Origin of the sequence: Phytobacter sp. MRY16-398, assembly GCF_003925915.1 — a bacterium.
Taxonomy (GTDB): domain Bacteria; phylum Pseudomonadota; class Gammaproteobacteria; order Enterobacterales; family Enterobacteriaceae; genus Phytobacter; species Phytobacter diazotrophicus.
The window spans coordinates 1,453,662-1,471,695 of the sequence record NZ_AP018756.1 but is presented as its reverse complement, the minus strand read 5'-3'; the positions used below and the strand labels follow the sequence as shown (position 1 = coordinate 1,471,695).

Here is an 18,034-nt window from a genome sequence, read left to right as displayed (position 1 = left end):
AATCAGGCCGCCTGAATCTGCCCTGGCAGATTTTCCAGCGGCTCTGGTTTACCAATCAAATATCCCTGCAAATAATCGATACCCAGCGCAACCACTGCGCTGCGTATCTCTTCATTTTCGACATACTCCGCCACAACCTGCATCTTTTTCATTCTTGCCAGATGGCAAATAGAGGCGACAATCTGGTAATCCAGACTATTTGAAACGATATTGCGGATAAAGCTGCCGTCGATTTTCAGGATATCGGCATTCACATTTTTCAGTCGGGAATAACTGGCGTAGCCGGTACCAAAGTCGTCAATCGCTACGCTACAGCCCATTTGTTGCAGTTGGCCGAGCGTTTGATTTGCCTGCTCCAGATTGGTTAACGAGTTACTCTCGGTTATCTCGAAGATCAACTGCCACGCCTCGATGCCGTATTTTTTCAACAGCCGCCCCACCTCCAGAGAAAACTGTGCCCGACACACAGAGGCGGGCGACAGATTAATGGCAAAACGCTGCGCGGGTAGCGTTGCGCGATGAGCAGACATAAAACTCAGCACATGCTCCACAACCCAAAGATCGATACGTGATGACAGGCCGAACTCATGGGCGACCGGCAGAAAATCATCCGGATTAATATACTGGCCGTTCTCTTCATTCATGCGTAGCAGAATTTCATGGTAGCTGTCGCCGCGCATCCCGGCGATAGGTTGCACCAGTAAACTAAAACGGTTCTCCTCCAGCGCGAGTTGCAGGCGGTTCATCATATCCACCTTGTCCTTGAGACTACGCTGGAGGTTCGCCGCCCCGCGATGCTGCAGGCTTTCCGGATGATTTGTCGCCAGCGACAAATCCGCAATAGTACTCAGTTCGCCAAGCAGCAAGTAGAGGTGCTGCACCGGAGAGCGCACATAGCAATAGCTCATGCCTACCTGCGGCTGCAGCGGCATGTCATCCCAGAAGAAACGAAACGCCTTAATTTGGGCATCCAGCGCGTCAATCCGGCTCTGGTGCGACTGAGTGTTAAGGCGAATAGCCAGATCATGGCCTGAGAGATGGTAGACACGTTCGTCCTCATCGAGGCTGTTTTTAAGCCAGTCCGACAGTTTTTGCTTGTACTGAATGCGCAGCATCACGCCATAGTTACGCCCCAGCACTTCCAGTTCCGGCACACTTAAAAAGCAGAGAACAGACCAGGGTGACCCCGCCAGCGCACGATTGAGGGCGCGCAGATTGGGTATCTGAACGACTGGATCAAGATAGGCAAGACGACGAGCGCGGGCATGAACATGCCGTTGTCGTGTTGCCAGTACCGATACACAAAGGATGATAAAAGAGTAAACCAGGTAACTCGACGAGGCGATAGCCAGTTGGATTTCATAAGCCGGATAGACGGGAAGATAACGATAAAAATAGTGTACCGAGACAATCAACAGCAGCGTCCAGAGCACCGATATAAACCGGTATCCATAGCGTAATGCTCCCCATAACATGACAGGCAATACCAGAGAGAGCGTGTAGTTGGTGCTGAAAATGGAGCTATTTTCATTCAGCGGCATGAGCAACAGTATGACCAATCCGGCCAGGATACTCAGCCAGATAGCCATCTCACAGCGGGTCACTTTCGGGTCGAATTCATGGCGCAGTTGCGATAACCAGCTTCGCAGATAACGCGGATGGCGAATGATACGAATAACCAAATAGCAGAGCGGAATACCGGTCATGGTCCCGACCAGTAATGCCTGATAATCAATCAGTAAATGAATATTTAACGATAATATATCGGTCTTACTAAAATCCGTGTCATACAGCGCCAGCCAGATAACGAACTCAAGAATAATCAAATAAATCGTTGCCGGGCAAAAGACCTGCCAGAAAATTCGCTGGGCAATAAAGGCGGCGTTTCCGTAGGCAATATTTTGCCGACGCGTAACAAAAACGCGATAGCCGCCCCAACTGATGACCACGGGAATAAGCAAATGAAAAATTTGCGCCACAAGCTCAGAGATATCGTGCATGCCGATATTCAGGACCAGTGCGAGAACCATGCCGGGTAGCGCTGCCCAGCCAAAGACCACCATCAGACTGAACATCAGCGCCATCGGCAGGGAGAAAAGGACAACCGTTTCACCCGCGACATGCGTATAGGTATTCGCCAGATTAAACAGTGGCAGTAAAAGACATGGCAACACGAGCGGTAGTGCCCACCATTTGTCTTTGTGCTGATGATATTTTTTTAACGGAGTCATAGATGCTCGACAAAAAACCCAGCTTCCCAATGGGTATTTCAGGCAGGCATCCAACCTGACTGTAAGCGCGTAAATAGCAAATGAGCGTGAATTTTAGTTCTGTAGGGCAACTAATGATTGATGCACATCAAATAAAACTCGCCGAATTAATTAATTTTTACGCTTTTTAAAAAGAGACGCAGATTAGCATTCATGACTTAAATACTTAATTTATTTTATATAAAATCGATTAATATTTTCCTCCGGTGAAATTTTGCATGGTTAAGAATTGACCTCGCCCGCACTCTGTGCCTTAATGTCAAGGTCGCCCTTTTTATGGGGTAAACCTTAAGGAACCTTTTGTGAGTCAGGCAACCCCTATGCGAAAACGCCATCGATTTGACAGTCGCATGACCCGTATCGTATTGCTAATCAGCTTTATCTTTTTCTTTGGTCGTTTTATCTATTCCTCAATTGGTGCCTGGTATCATCATCAGGATAAGCTCCAGTCTCAGCAAGTAAGCCAACCTATCGATTCTTCCGCACAACGCTAACGCACTGTTTTTATTTGTACACGTCTTTACGTGGGCTTTGTCACATCAACGCATGACGCACCATCGTCACGATCATCGCCACGCCAAATCCGGCGAGGACAGCTCCGGCTATGCGCTCAATAATATGCACCCAGGCTGTGAGACGTATCTGTATGGCGGATAATCCGATCAATGTCGCGATGGCAAGATTCCACGCCAGCACCGCCAGGCTCATCCATGCGCCGGAAAAGATCTGCTGTGCAAATGTGACGTTCGCGCCAAGGATCGAGGTCATCAGCGCCAGATAAAAAAGCGCATTTTTGGGATTAAGTAACGCGGACCCCAGCCCTAGTAGAAACTGTTTTCGCCACGACGGGCAATCCATCCGGGTGGCGTTGAGCGCCAGCACCTGCTTACGGCTGCGCAACAGATGCCCGCCAATCCAGATTAAATAGAGCGCGCCAGCAATTTCAATCAGACGAAACAGCAGTCCGTAATCCTGTAATAGCCGCCAGCCACACATCGCCAGCACAATATAAAAGGCGTTTCCCAGCGCGATCCCCTGTCCAATTCCGGCGCTGCCGCGCAGGCGATAACGGATGGCGTAACCGGCCAACAGGAAGAAATCAGGGCCAGGACTGACCAGCGCCACAAAGTGAGAAAGCGCAAGCAATGGAAACGCGGCGGGAATAAATTCGGGTAACAAAGACATAGCAACCTCATCAGTAAAAGACGAGGTCACTTTATGGCGTTGTCAGACTTAATTATTGTCTGATATTGATCGCCCCTGCGCATACTGGCGGGGCGTGGAAGAGGTAAAACTGACGAACGTGCGGTGAAAATGGCTTTGATCGGCAAAACCGCTTTGATAACCCGCATCGGCGATATCACTGCCCGCCCGCAACTGTGCTTTAGCAAATTCCACACGGGCATTATTGATCCAGGCTCCTGGCGTCAGCCCTGTCGCCAGCTTGAACTGGCGAATCAGCGTCTCTTTACGCAACGTATACCGCTGTGCCAGACAATCCAGCGACGGGGGCTGCTGAATATCGGCCAGTAGCGTCGTTTGCATATGGTTGCAGAATTCAGCCGGTTTCGCCGCAGTTTGCAGGCCGGGCAGGCTGACAAGCAGCGCACGTACCGCCTCCTGTAATTCCCCAGTCTGGTTATCTTCCATCAGGGAGATAATGTGCATAAAGGCGGTGAAGAATGAAGGATTGCGTAACACCGTTTGTGCGCAGTGAAGATGCTCCCCTGGCGCGAACCCCAACTGTTGCAGGCACCACGCCTCATCAAGGTACAACATGTGATAGCTACGTGGACGTTCGGCTGCCGGGTTGCAACTGTGCGCTTCACGGGGCGCTATCAGCACCATATCGCCCTGAGAGAGGTGATATTCATGACCACTGCAACGCGTAACGGTCTCGCCGTCGATAATCGCGCCAATGGACAACTGAGGGTGCTGGTGCAGTTTATAGGCCTGCGTACTTTGTACGGTAGAACGCCATTCGACCCACGGCACAAGCGGAGAGCGCCAGAAGCGTTGTTCAATGTTCCGCGTTGTCATCTCTCCCTCCTCCTCACATGATTCCAGACTTCGAACAGCTACTTTTCGGCAACGCGCGTGAGCCACTCAGCATAAGCCGGGCTGGCGTGCGCTGGCATATTTTGCTGCCCGGCGCTGAATTCATCCTGCATGCCAAATATTTTCCAGACCAGGGGGGCAAGCTGTGCCGCCGGGCTGTTTTCCTGCGTGGCGGTGCGCAACAGTTCCAGCGTACGCTTTTTATATTCGCCCAGCACCTCCGATTGATAATCAAAAGCTTTCCCCAGCCCGGAGATGTACATCAGTTTCGGCACTTCCGCCTGTGGCCATTGCAACGCCATGTTGAGCGGCCACTCTAGCATTGTCCGCTCACCCCATACGGCTGAACGCGGCACCTGCTGGTTAGCCACCAGCGTTAACATAAAGGCCTGGCCCAGTTCACCAAGATAGATATCCATCGCATCAACGGACGGACGCGCATAGAACGCATCCAGCGGCTGAGGGTTCACCGCTCCCACTTTTGCCAGCAGGCGCTGCTCCAGCTCAAGCACCAGCGCTCCCAGCTCAGACTGCGCTACCGTGCTGCTCTCAGTGCCGCATTGGGTTCGTTGGGTACAATCCCAAAGGCTGAGCCTGAGCTGCCACTGGCGCTGTTCCCCTTCTCCTGAGCAACCCATCTCCCCGGTCACGAAGTATTTCATTTCTGGCGGGACAAGGTCGAACAGCTCGTTGCCATCAAACGCATGGGTTGAAACAACCGGCCCGATGCCCGCGGCGACCTGCACGTAACAACGGGCGGCATAATCACTCCAGTAGTGGGTTGCCTCGGCAAGATACAGTGGGATTGCACGGGTAAGGCGCCCCAGGTCATCCTCACGCTGCGATTCGGAAGGTGTCGGGTCATCGTCGATTTTACTCAGCACAAAGAAACCGACCGTGTTTGCCTCTTGCGGTTTCTGCCCGAAAAGCCAGTCGGCATTACACAGCCCGTACTGCCAGACAGGCTGCGTAAGGGCAAGCGTATTAATTTCCACATCGCCAGGGTCGGTGGGTGTGCCCTGGGCATGCTGCTCGCGCATTTTCTGAAAGGCGCGGGCGGACTCATCCAGATACTGTTTAAGCGGTGGGTAGTCCAGCGCATACATTCGGCTCAACAGCTTTTCCCCTTCGTCGGGGTTACCCAGCTCCTGATAAGCTCGCAGCAGGTTAATACCGGCCATCGGATCGTGGCGGTGCTCGTCATACACGGGAGCTATGAGTTCAACAAGCAGCGCAATCTCGCCGTTTCTGCCCAGATCGCCGGAGATCATCATCAGCGAACTGCCGTCATATCTCCCACCGGCGAGAACTTCGTCATACAGTGCCCGGGCGGCAGCTACATTGTTATGTTCCAGGTGATAGCGCGCCAGCCAGAGTTGCGCGCGCCAGGAGCCGGGCAGCGCCGCGACGGTACGTAGTCCCGCGACATATCCCGCTTCCCCTTCACGCTCCTGCTTAATACTCGCCCACCAGAGCAAGCCGTTATCCAGATTTGGATCGGCTTCGATAGCCTGCCAGAGCAGCTCCTCGGCACGGGCATCGTCACCCTTGTGAGAGAAAACTTTTGCCAGATTGGTCAGCAAAATTCCCGTGGCCCCGACTTTCGCTATACCGGCCTGCAGTGTGTTTTCGGCCTCAACCAACCTTTTATTTTCCATCAGCACAATGCTCTGAATGGTATGGCTGCGTTCGGGATCGTCATCAATCTCTACCTGGCGCGCGGCGGCAGGAATGAGATCGGCGGCAAAACCATCGTTCAGGCCTCCCAGGATCGCATCATAAAGTTCCGCCGCGTTATTCCACTTTTGTTCAAGGCCGGGCAGGAAAACATTATTTCGCCAGTCGCTGCGGGCGATATGCATTTCTCGCCCGTTGGCGTCATACGCCACGATCATCTCTTCATTTGGAACCGGGGCGTGTCCTGCCTGCGTATGTTCAGATTCCACAGGGCCTGGGGTCTGTTCTTTTTTGCCACTAAGGGCGCTGAGAAGTTTTTTAAACATAGTGAGCATCGTGGCAAGTGAGAGGGGCCGAAGTCCGTGTTCCGATGATGATTCGCCCTTCGCTCGCATTCCTCGTATCCAATGAGGTCGCAAGCGCAATGAAGATAAAGCGTCGATGAGCAAATCCAGGGCATACAAAGAACACTCAGCCAGAAGGTTGGCATAAAATGCCCGCCCCGTCTAATGCCTGGAATGGTGGGGCGAGAAGTCCATTTACTTTGTGTTTAAGCGCCTGTTCAAAATATCGTGCACATATTTTTCAATCACAATGTGGTTCTCCTGGCTTATTTTTGCGATAAAAGCCTCGAGAAAATCGCGCGTTGAATGGAGCGTATCTGCGACAAGACTATCGAATTCGCTTTGGGTAAAATGGGTATTACCGGGAAGAGTCGAGCGCTGGAGCAGCGTGTGTGCAATGACTTCAAGCACCGCACGACGGTAGTCATCAGAAAGCAGGACATCAAGGTCGGCCTGGCAGATAGTAAATGTGAAGCTAAAACTGACGAATCCGGAGTCGACGGGCAATGAATAGCTCAGTTGCTCTCCCAATTGCGCCACATGAGGTTCATATCCGTCACCCATTAAACATACAGGCTGCATACTATGCGCTCCTTTAAATTTTATGTTAGATATCAAAAAACCTGCGCCAGGTAGCCACTTAGCGACTGCATAGTAAATATCATCAATCTGCTAACCACACATAAAAAAAACACCAGCAGCTTGAGGCTTACTGGTGTCTTCGTAGGTTCGTATTATTGCCGGAAAACGCGCTTTTAGGTTTATCAGGCCATTATCAAACGCTTAAACAGTAACTGCTTAATGTCCTGCCGATGTGCCAGGATCGCATGCGCTGTTACTAATGTTCCCTCTACTGCATACAAAACCCTGTAACCGTCAGCGTGGTTAAACGCCCGGTATTTGGCGCAGCCAATTTTCAGCAGTTCAGGGCAAATCTGGCAGCCCAACGGGAACTGACCAACGGTACTCTCAAACTGTGCGAGAATATCTGCGATAACCGGACGCGGCTCGACATCAACACGGCGCAGATAACCCACTATTGTGTCGATACAGAGTCTTACCGTAAGCGTGTACTCGAAGGTAACCTGCTGTTCCATAGAAGTCCCTTAGCGTTGCGTGTTCTGCGTTTAATCCGCAAGGCCATCCAGCAACTGGTCTTTTGAGAACACGCGTCCCTCAGCTTTATCTTTCTCTGACAGGGTTAGCAGCTTCAGCAAAGCAATGGCGTTTTCCCGTTCCTGCTGCTGGTCATAGGACTCTATAACATAAGCAGGCACGCCATTTTGCGTCACCAGAATGGGTTCAGAGACATCCAGTGTCGCGGCGTTTTTTTTAACGTAGCTAATTGTCTCAATTTTCATTGCATATCCCGCTCATGCTCTTCATCATGCAGATGGTTTTAATATAGACCATATTCAGACCACCAGCAATAAACCTGCTGTTTTGTCTTTTTTGATAAATGGTCAGAGAAATCAATCACCACCTTCCCAGGAGGTGGTTTAGGGGTGACAATAAAAAACCCTCTGCAAAAACAGAGGGTTGGTTTAAGACAGAAGGACGTTATCGCTTATTCCCACTCAATTATATTGTTATAATTAATTCACATTAAAATCATATAGTTATAAAAAAACCTATCGGCAATACCATAATAAATACCATGTCAGGAAGATGATCCCATTCCTGAATGAAACGGCCTAAACGGCAATAACTTTACTACCGATCCAAGAGAGGAGTGAAAAGGTCTTGAAGAGCTCTATCGTCAAACTTCTCCCGCTCTCTCTTGTTCGACGGTGGGAAACTCGGGGAGGGAGCGGGACTGCTCCGGTCTTCAATCTCGCCGATTCGGTCCTCGATGTCGGAGACGGCGCGACTCAAAACATCTTCCGGCACGCCGAAACGGGGCGCGAACTTTTTGAGGGCATCGATACGATCCGATAAGGAGGACTCGCTATCATCCTCGCTGATGCGACTGGTATTCTCCTCGAACTCTTCTAGCACAGCGGCTTGCAAGGCATGGTTGATGCTGGACGGCAGCCCTTGCGCTGCATCCACTGCATCCACGAGCGTGGAGAGCATGTCACTCGAACACCAGCGTATAGTGTCCGTGATCGCCTTCTCAAGGAGCTCCAATAATTCGGTTTCGTATATGAATGGCCGCCCATATCCCTTGTCACCTAGCCGACAAAATATGTCGATCAAGGCCTCTCCATCCGACCATGCACCAAAGCCCTGCTGTGGATTGCGGGCAATCGCCATAATGCTGTCAGCAAATGCCCGCTCGTTCGTGAGCCGCCACCAGTCCATCAACATCCCCAGCCGTTTGGAGTTTGCAGCATCGTTGTATTCAAGCGACCGCGCATCGCCAGCTCGCGGGCGCCAGTGCGGGCGCGTTTCGATCATATCCAGCATGCCAGTGCAGGCTAGGGCGATCTTTGTTTGATCGTCTTCGCTAAGACCGCGCGGATACACAAAATCCCACAAACTCGACAACCAGTCTATGGAGACTGCTGTAGGGACAAGACGAATTAATAGCTCTGTGTCCAACAGATAGGATGAGAGATAATCCTTGAGCGAAGGATTGAGAAAAGAAACCCTTGGTCCGCTGATGTTGACAATGTTGACGAAGCTACCTTCTAGGATGCGAAGGGCTTCTTCGAAGTCCTTAGGCCCGTGCGGTAGGCCATAGGCTGTGCTCATCGCTGTATGTAAGGGCTCGAAAGACGAGCGAAGCGTGCCAAGGGGCACCCCATACTCCGTGAGAAAAAACATCGCCATCAAGAGGTGCCTGCACCGATGATCGATGTGTGTCCGGAATGCGGTATCCCAAATTTGGCTAGGGTTATTCAGAGCACCGATAAAGGCCACAGCATAGTCTGCGGGTTCGATATCACCAATGCGAAATGCATCGGTCATAGCCTCGATGACACGCGGGTTATAGTTCTTGTGATCAACAATTTCCGCAAGCTTCTTGCTTTCCAATAGCGCACGGATATGCGACTGTGGTGTCTCTGACACGAGTAGATGATTGTAAAGAATCCTCGCCTTAATCCGGCGCGTATAAACACCAACATCGAGAACGTACTTCGTTACATCGAGGCGCTGGTCGCCAAGATGTTCGGAAACCCTCCGGGCTTCTTCAAAGATGTACCCCCGCGTCGTCAGGATAAAACGAGCATTTGGGGAGCGACGTACTCGGCTCATGAACCGCGCTAAATCAGAATCCTTGTGCGCCAGAGCTTGCCGGTCGAGGGCAACCCTTCCTAGGAAGTCGTCGAAAAGGAACACCTGCTTTTTGCTGTCGCTAATGGCCGCGAAGCCGTCCTCTAGACTACGGATGGGAACGAGCTCCCACTCCTCACTCAGGAATGTGTAACATAGCATCTCGGCCAGTGTCGTTTTACCAACACCCGGGGGCCCTGAGATGATAAGAAGCCGATGCTTCTCCAGCGTAGCCAGTGATTGATCGAAGCTCGGGTTTGATGCGTAGACACGGACCTTCTGTTCAATATCTTCTCGCGTGAACGCTGCAAAGGTATGGGCCGCCGCGCGTACGACTCGGTCTAGAACACCCGCACCTGAAAGCCACAGTTTGATGTGCGACTTGAGAATATCTGGGTACTTCCGGAGAAGACCGTTGAGGTCCTCCGGACCAAAAATATCCGCTTCCGACCTCAGGCTGGGCCCTATAAGCGGAGTGAGCTTACCCTTTCCAAGTGGGGTGAACTTACAGGAAGTCGCTAAAATGTAGCGAATCGGAGTGAGCTTATCGATTGAAAATCGCTCACGCTTCATAGTGGCTATCAACTTACCGAACGGCGAACCTTCATAATGCTTCGCCTGTAGAATGACGTTACCATTAGCCTGCGCGTGCCGGCCATCAATGCCGCCATCCGGCCCTGCGCAGAATGCTTCGAAGCGAAGTCCTTCTTCTCGTCCTATGAGGTCTCGAACAAGATCCTCAAAGTCGGCCGATGATAGATTTTTGAAATCGTAACTCATGCTGCCGTTTCGTCCACTGCGTCGGTGGCTGTGTTCTCATTCGCAAGTGCTAGAGTAGCTAGCGCTTGTGGCCCCATCATCATCTCATAATGCGCGAGGTGATTTGTGACTTCGAAGATTCTGCGAAAAATATCGAGATAACGGGTGACCATCGCTTCATCGACAGAAATGTACAGGTCATCGTTGAAACTGTGCGATCCATCATTCACCCAAGTAAATAGCGAACCACATATTTGCTGGTCGCGACCCTCGAATCTCGCGCAGATGTCATCCTTATCGAGGTTTCCGAGAATCTTGAAGTAGTTCTCGAGGATGCGTCTTAGCGTGTTTTGGAGCGCGATATTTGATCGGTTCGGCGATCTGACCTCAGCCCAAAGGAGCTCATAAGAAGTACTGATAGGGTTGTGATTGTAGCTGGTGATTACGGATACATCGTTCACTTTCCGCACGATCCAAAACGTCTCATGTGCTCGGCATTCTGTGCCGCGCTTGGGATCGAAAGATACTTCTTTATGGAAGTAGATGTTGTGCGTCAATAGAAAGACCTGCTTAATAAGCCCAGTCCCTCGGCAAGCCTCATCGAGCACACGTTTGATCAGAGCACTGACGATAAAGAGCACATCGCTGTCAAGGCTAGAGACAGGATCGTCGAACACGACGACTCGCTCCGCATTTATCCCGCTTGCATTGATACTGCCTCTAATGAGGTGGTAAAAGTAGAGGAAAGTGATGAAGGTGCGCTCTCCCTCGCTAAGGGTGGTAGCAGCTTCGCTCCCATCTCCTCTTACAATTTCATAGAGGTTTTGATGTTGGCCAGCGGTCGCGAGGCGGAAACCCGTAAAGCCGAACGATCTTAGAATGGCGTTAATTTCCGTAACGGTTGGCTGAACACTCGTTACTTCGCGTTCCAACGCTGCAAGTTCGTTACTGGCCTCTGCAAGCGCCGCTCGCTTTGAAGCAAGCCCGGCCGTCAGGCCAGTAACGGCACGATCAAGCCCCCTTTTCGCGTTATCGTGGTCAGTAAATGCGAGCCTCGACTCCTCAAGTAAACATCTCCAGATTTGCGATATAAGAGTGGCCCGCTCGGTCGCCAGATTGTCAACTGTCGCATTGTGCTTACCTATCTCAGTATTTGCGTTGGAGATAGCATCTTGAAGGGAGGCGACGATTTCACCAACGGGCTCAAGCGTGACTTGCGAACTTGCCTCTTTCCGTTTGCGGTCGATTTGCCGAAGATTCAACTCTAACCGTGCCGAGAGTCGATCGATATCGGCGCGAAACGCTACCACATCAAGATACTTGCTTCCCGCACTGTGGATCAACTCGAGCCGAGACAAAAGGGTTTTGGAGTGAGCATCATATGCGTCCCTTATGCGTTCGATTGCTGCGATATCAGCAAGATAGGTTTCGTCAAAGTAGTCATTCAGTTTTGTTTTTAGAGAGTCGTTCATCTCCTGCTGGCAGAATGGGCACTGCGGCCCCGCTTCGTCTACATAACCAAGGCCTTGCCGCACCCAGTCGCTGTTGCCGAGGCGACGTATAAGTGCAGCGATGTCAACGTCTTCTTTCCCTACGATTTTTTTCGAGAGAACTGCCGAGCCTTCAAGGACCACAAGGTCGTTGGCGTCAAACACTTCGATGGGTGTAAGACGTTCGAGCCCTTTCTCAAAAATTGTCAGCGCACGTTGTTTGAGCTCGTCAAGCGGGACAATCTCAGCAGAGTTCTGCGCCCACTCCATCAGGATCTTGTCGCAAAAGTTAGCCTTTGAACTTCGGAAGCCAGTGAATGCCTCTTGAAAATAAGGATCGTGGACTGTCTTGATCTCCCAGCATTTCTGTTCTATGCCAGTCCTTAAAGTCTGGAGTTCCCCGAGCTTGCCGGAGCTTACGTCACCCAAGGTATTTTGGAGTTGAGCAATGTCTCGGGTTAGGGATTGCACTTGGGCGTTCGCCGCTTCGATCTTGGCAAGCGTTTCAGCCTCCGCCTGCCCTAGCGTGAAAATGCCCGGCATCTGTTGAGCGAAATTCCGAGAGCAGAAGTCACTGTTGTAGACAAGACGCTCCAGTGGCTGACCGGTCCACGTAACAGCGCAGGCGGGTTTTGAAGCGGGGTCTGCAATGACACGCGAGATAGTCGTTTTACCCGATCCATTGGTACCGAAAATAAAATTGATTGAGCGAAGTCCTGCCAGACGTTGCGTATTTGCCCCGTAACTTGCTTCGTTTGTTATAGAAATATCAGATAGCATTTTATCCCCTTTCGCGCCGATTGCGAGTCCCCCCGAACGCGAGAATTAGCGAAACGGACTTAAGCATACGCACTACGAAGCCACCTTGCGCCCAGCGTCGCAAAGGATATTCACTCGTTTTTGAGGAAACCGCATCCAGCTTGGGCCGTCACGACCGACGCAGCTTGGTCATCATTGCTTCGCTGCGGATCCCGAACATGTACAGTCGCACTCAAATGCCTCTTTCATCTGTCGTAAAAGAATCGACAACTCATCCAAACTTCCATCGCGACGTACTTCGGCAAGCAACTGTTCTGAATAGGCCGGATTGGCGCGGAGATATTCGACCATTACCTCAATATGTGATCTGTCTTTCATTTCGCGATACCCCCATCCCTACGGAACAATCAAGCATGCAGAATTTTGATATATTTCATGTTGCCCACCGAATTTTATTGGATTGCACAATCCAAAGTACATCAAAATGGATATGTATTGCAGGTTAAATCAGCAACCAATCCCGAAGAAGCATCAAACAGAAAACCCGAAAAACTGAGCATAACCCTTCGTCATTTTCTGGAAAAGACTATAGCGCTCATTTTCTCTCGAATTCCCGCCTGTAATTCGCGAAATTCGATCATCATCTGCTCAACGTCAACGGGCCTTGCACCTTGACCGCGCTTCTCCGCGAGCCACAATTTCAGCAACCCGGCCACCCGGCCAAGGTCGCCGTTCACGCGCACAAGATCGGCCACGGCTGACAGGTCAGCCCTTGCCCGAATAGGCGCGTTCAGTCCGGCCGCTTTCATGTAGGCGGACAACGACAAACCGGACTGAGCAGCCCGGTCGGCCAGCTCGGCCTTTTCGTCGTTGTTCACCCATACCTCTATTCGTTGGCCTCGGGGTCGGGTTCCTCGGCCCTTCCCTTTCGGTTTCTGTTCTTCGTCACTCATCAGTGCCCCTTTTCCATCGCGCCCGATGGCGCGGATTGGTGTCGTTGTCTTGCCCGGCTTGCGCCTCCTTTTTGGTGCCCGTGGCTCCTTTGTCGCGGCAGCGACCGTCAGCCTCGCAGAGCAGGATGCCGTCGAACCGCAGGTGAGTAAGGGGCGGTGTTGGACTGGTGCGGGCTTGCCCGTACCGGTACAACACACATCCTGCCTGCTACCTCACTGCGATTCTATGCGACTGGAGCAGAATCGCCATTAAAATATGGCGTAATCGCGTACATTCGCGCTAATTCGCATACATTCGCGTAGTATCGCATTGATCAATTCTTCTAATCGCATAGAATCGCGTACATTCGCATAAAAACGCGTTTCCGAATGATTTTATGAGCATCAAGGACGGACTGACACCAAAAGGAGGGGGCTTTAAGAGGCCATCAGCTAGGTCAGCCAAATCTAAGTCTTGTAAATTGCTCGACTCGGGTGAGAACATAGCCTCCGTTTACGCGCTTTTTTCGAAACTCGATCATCAAGAAACAACGGAGTAATCATGGCACGAAAAACCCTCGCAGAGCGCCGTTCTGATGCCCTTTCGGAGCTTGAAATGGCGAAAGCCAGATTGGCAAAACTCGACAATGAGGCAGCAGAAAGAATCGGAAGAATTGCAATAAAGTCAGGATTGGTTAATCTTGAGCTGACGGACGATCAAGTCCGGGAAGAATTCGATAGAATCGTGGAAAGGATCAGCAAGGGGAATTGATCATGAAGACAGCTCACCGCATCAGCGCATTGGCCAATCAACTCAACGAACTGCAAGCCTGCCTCGGTCGAGCCAGTGGGCGGCCTAGCAAGAGCGTTATGGAAGCCCAGCGCATTGCGGCCGAGCTGGCTTCTTTACTCGAAGAGTGGCACCTTGAAACCTTGCACATCCCTGAAACAGAGCGTGACCTCTATCGCGTACAGAATCCCTATTACGCGGCCCACTGACGCCACGCACCGGCTTATCAAAAGCTCACTTCGGTGGTCTTTTTTTTGCCCGCAAAACGTATCAAAACGGACAGCCAAGCCCGTTCCGCCTGTCATGAAAAAACGCGATCAAAATCATAGTGTTGAGAAACAATCTCGTGAAGATTGACGGACAGTTTACGGACATAATTCATTGAATTCTATGCGGATAGAAGATTATCCGCATATTTAAAACCGCCCCATATCGGTCAATAATCAAACCTCGGACGATGACAGAATGAGGTATTCGGTATGGAAATGGAATCGCAAAAAACGTCGGCTTATGCCGCCCGAAAATTCGGTCGAGGCGCGGCGCTCGCTCTAGCAATGGCAAGCGCAGGCCTTGGTGTAAGTCTCTACATGGCACCGGCTCCGGCCTATGCCATCTACTGCTCGAACTGCTCGACGTTCTATCAGCAGATGTACGAGTACGCCGAAGCGGTGAATACGCAACTGAACACCGCGCAGCAGTTGCAGACGCAGATCCAGCAGTACGACAACATGATTAAGCAGGGCATGTCACTGCCCAGCCGCATGTTCAACACCATCACTGGCGACCTCCAGCGCGTGGCCAGCGTCTACAACTCGGCGCAGTCGCTCGGCCGCAACATCAGCAATCTGGACGAACAGTTTCGCCAGCAGTTCAAGGGCTATGACAGCTATCTGAACTCGATTGGCCAAGGGCAAAACAACATGCCGCAGCGCTATCGGGGCTGGGCACAATCCGGCTTCGATAACGCCCGCACGGCCATGCAGGCCGCTGGCGTAAATACCAGCACATTCGAGGATGAGAACGCGATGCTGGATCAGTTGGTGAGTCGTTCGCAGTCGGCCGTTGGCCGTCAGCAGGCCATTCAAGCCGGGAACGAGATTGCGGCGCAGAACGTGCAGCAGCTCCAGAAGCTGCGCGATCTGGTAGCCACACAAATCACCCTGCAAGGCAACTACATGGCGCAGCAAAACGAACGACAGTCCGTTAGCGATGCCTCCGAACAGCAATTCCGCAGCCGTGAAAATACACGCGGCCCGTCTGAGGGGTTCTAACCATGATGATTTCTAAGGTGCTGATTGCCGCCCTCTGTCTCGTCTCGGCCCTTGGTGGGTCGGCACTGACGGCCGTGGTCGTCACGAACGCCGCCGCGCCGGAATGCGCAGCGGTCGGCAATGGCCATCAGGATGACCAATTCCGCAGCCGCCCAAACACTCGCGGCCCGTCTGAGGGGTTCTGACTATGCGACGTTCAACCGTTTTCGCACTTGTCGGCGCGGTGCTCTTGCTATCTGCAACTAGTGCGATGGCTGCCGGGGTCGATTTAGCGCAGAGCAACACGTCTATGAACAGCCTTCTGCGGCTGATTCAGAACGCTTCAAACCAATGGGCACCGCGCCTGCATGACTACGCCTTGTGGCTCTTGGGATGCCTTGCCGTCATCCAATTAGTTTGGACTTTTGCTCCTTTGGTCATGCGCGGAGCGGAACTGGGCGACATCCTCCATGAGCTGGTGAAATTCATCCTCGTGATAGGGTTCTTCTATGCGATGCTCGATCACGCGACCGAGTGGGGCGGGGCCATCGTCAACAGCTTCCGGCAGGCCGGGGCGCACGCGGCAGGGTTGGGTAGTGCGGAGCTGATGCCGGGGGATATGTTCTCAACTGCTGTGGACTTTTCACGGCAGGTGCTGACGGCCGGTGTGTCGATGTTCAGCCCAATCACATCGGTTGTAGTGGCCGTGTCTGCATTGATCGTCCTGATGTGCTTTACGTTCATAGCGGCTCTGGTGTTCGTGACGCTCGTAGAGGCCTACGTCATTATCAATGCAGCCGTCCTGTTTATGGGTTTCGGCGGCTCTCAATGGACACGCGAATTTGCACTGGCTCCCATTCGCTATGCCGTTTCCGTTGGTGCCAAGCTGTTCGTCCTGACTCTGATTGTGGGTCTGATCATGCAGGTTTCCGCAGAATGGTCGGCGGCCTACACCAATGACGAAGCGTCGTTAATGACCTTGGTCGGCCTGTCTTTGGTGTGCGCCTACCTGACCAAAACCATCCCTGAACTGATCGGCGGCATGATTAACGGCACGTCGATGGGCGGCGGCTCTGCAATTGGCGGCATGGCCGCAGCCGGTGCAGCCGGTGCGGCGGCCGCAATCGCTACTGTTGCAACAGCAGGGGCAGCAGCCCCGGCCGCAGGGGCGTTAGGAGCCGCGGGAACTGGCGGAGGCGCTGCCAGTGCCGCGGGTGGTGGGCTGGCCTCCGCGTTGAACTCCAGCATGGCAGGCGGTAGTGCCACAGGGGGCATCGGTGGTGCGACGGGCGTCGGCAGCGCTGGAATTGGCGCAAGCACAGGAGGGAGCAGCGGCGCGGCCGCAAAGGCCGCAGGTTCTCGCGTCGGCGGGGGTGCCGCGTCAGGATCGGCAAATCCAGTATCGGCGGCCGCTTCGCCAGCTAGTCAAGAATCAGGCAGCGGCTTGAAGCAAGCCGCCAAACAGGCCGGAAAAGCTACGAAGGGCGGTGACGACGATAAGGATCAGCAAGCCGTCGCGCAGCAACGGCAGATGACACCAAAAGAAGGGACTGGCGGCAACGGCAAGGCTGTTGCGCAGGGCGCCGAGGTGGCCACACGGGCGCTTGGCGTGCTGGGCGCTATCAGCGTACCCGGCATGGAAAGCTCCCACGGGCTTTCGCTCGGGGGCACCGGATCTCCCCCTCCAGTCCCCGGCAGTGACAGTCCAGCGCCTGATGACGGCGCTGAGCCGACTGCACAAGCGGAATCCAACATTATTCGTCCGGCATCGGACACCACTAGCACCGGAGACGTCGGCGCGCTCAATGTGCCCGGCATGGCTTCTAGTGTTAACTCTCAATCGGAGACGTAATCATGATGAACGATGTATTTTTTGGCCTGATGATGCTCGGCGGCTTTTTTGTTCTCGGTATTGGTATGTGGGCGCTTGGCCAATGGCTCCGACGCAAAGGCTTTGGCCCGCAGCTCGATGCACTGGATAAGCAGTACACGGCACTACAGAATCGGGTGAACCGATTGGCTCTGCCTGCCGCTGCGCAATTCTACGGCGGCATGGGTATGCTTAATCGCATGCCACTTTTCGGCAGCAAGAATCAGGTGGTACTGGTAGAGCGTGTGAGAATGGCCATCCTTCAGATGGAAGAGGAAGAACGGCAGCGAGGCAGGGTCATCAATCGCTGACGAGCACAGCCAGTTCCATCACCCACAACCCCGCCTGAGTGCGGGGTTTTGTTTTCCTGCCGCAGCATCTCCGTCTATTACACACCGCAAAAACGGCCTGTATCGCTCTGTGAGAAGTTTTCATACATGACAGACAAACACCCATACCGACACTGAAAAAACGCCACCACGGCCCATACGGGAGGGATTTTGGACGCTTTCGCAGGCCGTTAGAGGCCTTGTGCCGGTTTTGGCCCTGCCCTTCCCTTTTTGGTGCCTGATGTCTTTTTGCCGGTTTCAACGGCTCGACCAGGTGCTGCGACCGG

General features: G+C 52.7%; 18 protein-coding genes. 7 read left to right on the top strand and 11 right to left on the bottom strand.

The genetic code is table 11. The annotated features are described in order from the left end of the window. Positions 1 to 2: 2 nt before the first annotated feature. Entirely contained in the window at positions 3 to 2,231 is a 2,229-nt protein-coding gene (locus tag MRY16398_RS07175; protein ID WP_110294615.1) for a sensor domain-containing phosphodiesterase, read from the bottom strand. 341 nt (positions 2,232 to 2,572) lie between these two features. Here MRY16398_RS07175 and MRY16398_RS07170 point away from each other — a divergent pair, with 341 nt between their 5' ends. After that, positions 2,573 to 2,764 carry a YfgG family protein gene (locus tag MRY16398_RS07170; RefSeq protein ID WP_064572410.1) on the top strand — a complete coding sequence of 64 codons (192 nt, stop codon included), beginning with the start codon at positions 2,573 to 2,575 and terminating at the stop codon, positions 2,762 to 2,764. 40 nt (positions 2,765 to 2,804) lie between these two features. Here the strand turns inward: MRY16398_RS07170 and MRY16398_RS07165 are convergent, their stop codons facing one another. The 10 genes from MRY16398_RS07165 to MRY16398_RS07120 all read right to left on the bottom strand — a co-directional run bounded on the left by MRY16398_RS07165 (position 2,805) and on the right by MRY16398_RS07120 (position 13,529). Beyond that, positions 2,805 to 3,455 (bottom strand): LysE family translocator, encoded by a 651-nt coding sequence (locus tag MRY16398_RS07165; RefSeq protein WP_125124088.1) that lies wholly within the window; start codon positions 3,453 to 3,455, stop codon positions 2,805 to 2,807. A 48-nt stretch (positions 3,456 to 3,503) separates the two neighbouring features. Beyond that, positions 3,504 to 4,310, bottom strand: a complete 807-nt coding sequence (locus tag MRY16398_RS07160; protein WP_039079681.1) for an AraC family transcriptional regulator — start codon at positions 4,308 to 4,310, stop codon at positions 3,504 to 3,506. Positions 4,311 to 4,348: 38 nt separating this feature from the next. Next, positions 4,349 to 6,331, bottom strand: a complete 1,983-nt coding sequence (locus MRY16398_RS07155) for a tetratricopeptide repeat protein (protein WP_125124087.1) — start codon at positions 6,329 to 6,331, stop codon at positions 4,349 to 4,351. Positions 6,332 to 6,544: 213 nt separating this feature from the next. Further along, positions 6,545 to 6,931: a hypothetical protein gene (locus tag MRY16398_RS07150; RefSeq protein ID WP_125124086.1), complete on the bottom strand. Its 387-nt coding sequence runs from the start codon at positions 6,929 to 6,931 to the stop codon at positions 6,545 to 6,547. A gap of 182 nt (positions 6,932 to 7,113) precedes the next feature. After that, complete coding sequence (locus MRY16398_RS07145) at positions 7,114 to 7,446, bottom strand: type II toxin-antitoxin system RelE/ParE family toxin (protein ID WP_125124085.1); 333 nt, start codon at positions 7,444 to 7,446, stop codon at positions 7,114 to 7,116. Between the two features lie 30 nt (positions 7,447 to 7,476). Next, positions 7,477 to 7,710 (bottom strand): type II toxin-antitoxin system Phd/YefM family antitoxin, encoded by a 234-nt coding sequence (locus tag MRY16398_RS07140; RefSeq protein WP_047369300.1) that lies wholly within the window; start codon positions 7,708 to 7,710, stop codon positions 7,477 to 7,479. A gap of 352 nt (positions 7,711 to 8,062) precedes the next feature. Next, the gene (locus MRY16398_RS07135) at positions 8,063 to 10,348 is read right to left on the bottom strand and encodes an nSTAND3 domain-containing NTPase (protein WP_125124084.1); all 2,286 of its coding nucleotides are present in this window, start codon (positions 10,346 to 10,348) and stop codon (positions 8,063 to 8,065) included. Then, positions 10,345 to 12,597: an AAA family ATPase gene (locus MRY16398_RS07130; RefSeq protein ID WP_125124083.1), complete on the bottom strand. Its 2,253-nt coding sequence runs from the start codon at positions 12,595 to 12,597 to the stop codon at positions 10,345 to 10,347. Before MRY16398_RS07130 ends, MRY16398_RS07135 begins: the two co-directional genes overlap by 4 nt. Positions 12,598 to 12,768: 171 nt before the next feature. Further along, positions 12,769 to 12,954 (bottom strand): hypothetical protein, encoded by a 186-nt coding sequence (locus MRY16398_RS07125; protein ID WP_072258719.1) that lies wholly within the window; start codon positions 12,952 to 12,954, stop codon positions 12,769 to 12,771. Between the two features lie 191 nt (positions 12,955 to 13,145). Then, positions 13,146 to 13,529 (bottom strand): plasmid mobilization protein, encoded by a 384-nt coding sequence (locus tag MRY16398_RS07120; RefSeq protein ID WP_060426170.1) that lies wholly within the window; start codon positions 13,527 to 13,529, stop codon positions 13,146 to 13,148. A gap of 541 nt (positions 13,530 to 14,070) precedes the next feature. Between MRY16398_RS07120 and MRY16398_RS07110 the strand changes: the two genes are divergently transcribed. The 6 genes from MRY16398_RS07110 (at position 14,071) to MRY16398_RS07085 (ending at position 17,729) form a co-directional block, all read left to right on the top strand. After that, the gene (locus MRY16398_RS07110; RefSeq protein WP_000101768.1) at positions 14,071 to 14,280 is read left to right on the top strand and encodes a TraC family protein; all 210 of its coding nucleotides are present in this window, start codon (positions 14,071 to 14,073) and stop codon (positions 14,278 to 14,280) included. A gap of 2 nt (positions 14,281 to 14,282) precedes the next feature. After that, the gene (locus MRY16398_RS07105; protein ID WP_000844753.1) at positions 14,283 to 14,507 is read left to right on the top strand and encodes a hypothetical protein; all 225 of its coding nucleotides are present in this window, start codon (positions 14,283 to 14,285) and stop codon (positions 14,505 to 14,507) included. 270 nt (positions 14,508 to 14,777) lie between these two features. Continuing rightward, positions 14,778 to 15,569 (top strand): P-type conjugative transfer protein TrbJ, encoded by a 792-nt coding sequence (gene trbJ, locus MRY16398_RS07100; protein ID WP_125124082.1) that lies wholly within the window; start codon positions 14,778 to 14,780, stop codon positions 15,567 to 15,569. A 2-nt stretch (positions 15,570 to 15,571) separates the two neighbouring features. Next, positions 15,572 to 15,754 carry a hypothetical protein gene (locus tag MRY16398_RS07095; protein WP_125124081.1) on the top strand — a complete coding sequence of 61 codons (183 nt, stop codon included), beginning with the start codon at positions 15,572 to 15,574 and terminating at the stop codon, positions 15,752 to 15,754. Positions 15,755 to 15,756: 2 nt separating this feature from the next. Continuing rightward, a complete protein-coding gene (gene trbL, locus MRY16398_RS07090) occupies positions 15,757 to 17,400 on the top strand; it encodes a P-type conjugative transfer protein TrbL (RefSeq protein ID WP_125124080.1) in 1,644 nt (547 codons plus the stop codon). A gap of 2 nt (positions 17,401 to 17,402) precedes the next feature. Next, positions 17,403 to 17,729 carry a hypothetical protein gene (locus tag MRY16398_RS07085; RefSeq protein WP_125124079.1) on the top strand — a complete coding sequence of 109 codons (327 nt, stop codon included), beginning with the start codon at positions 17,403 to 17,405 and terminating at the stop codon, positions 17,727 to 17,729. Positions 17,730 to 18,034 lie beyond the last annotated feature (305 nt).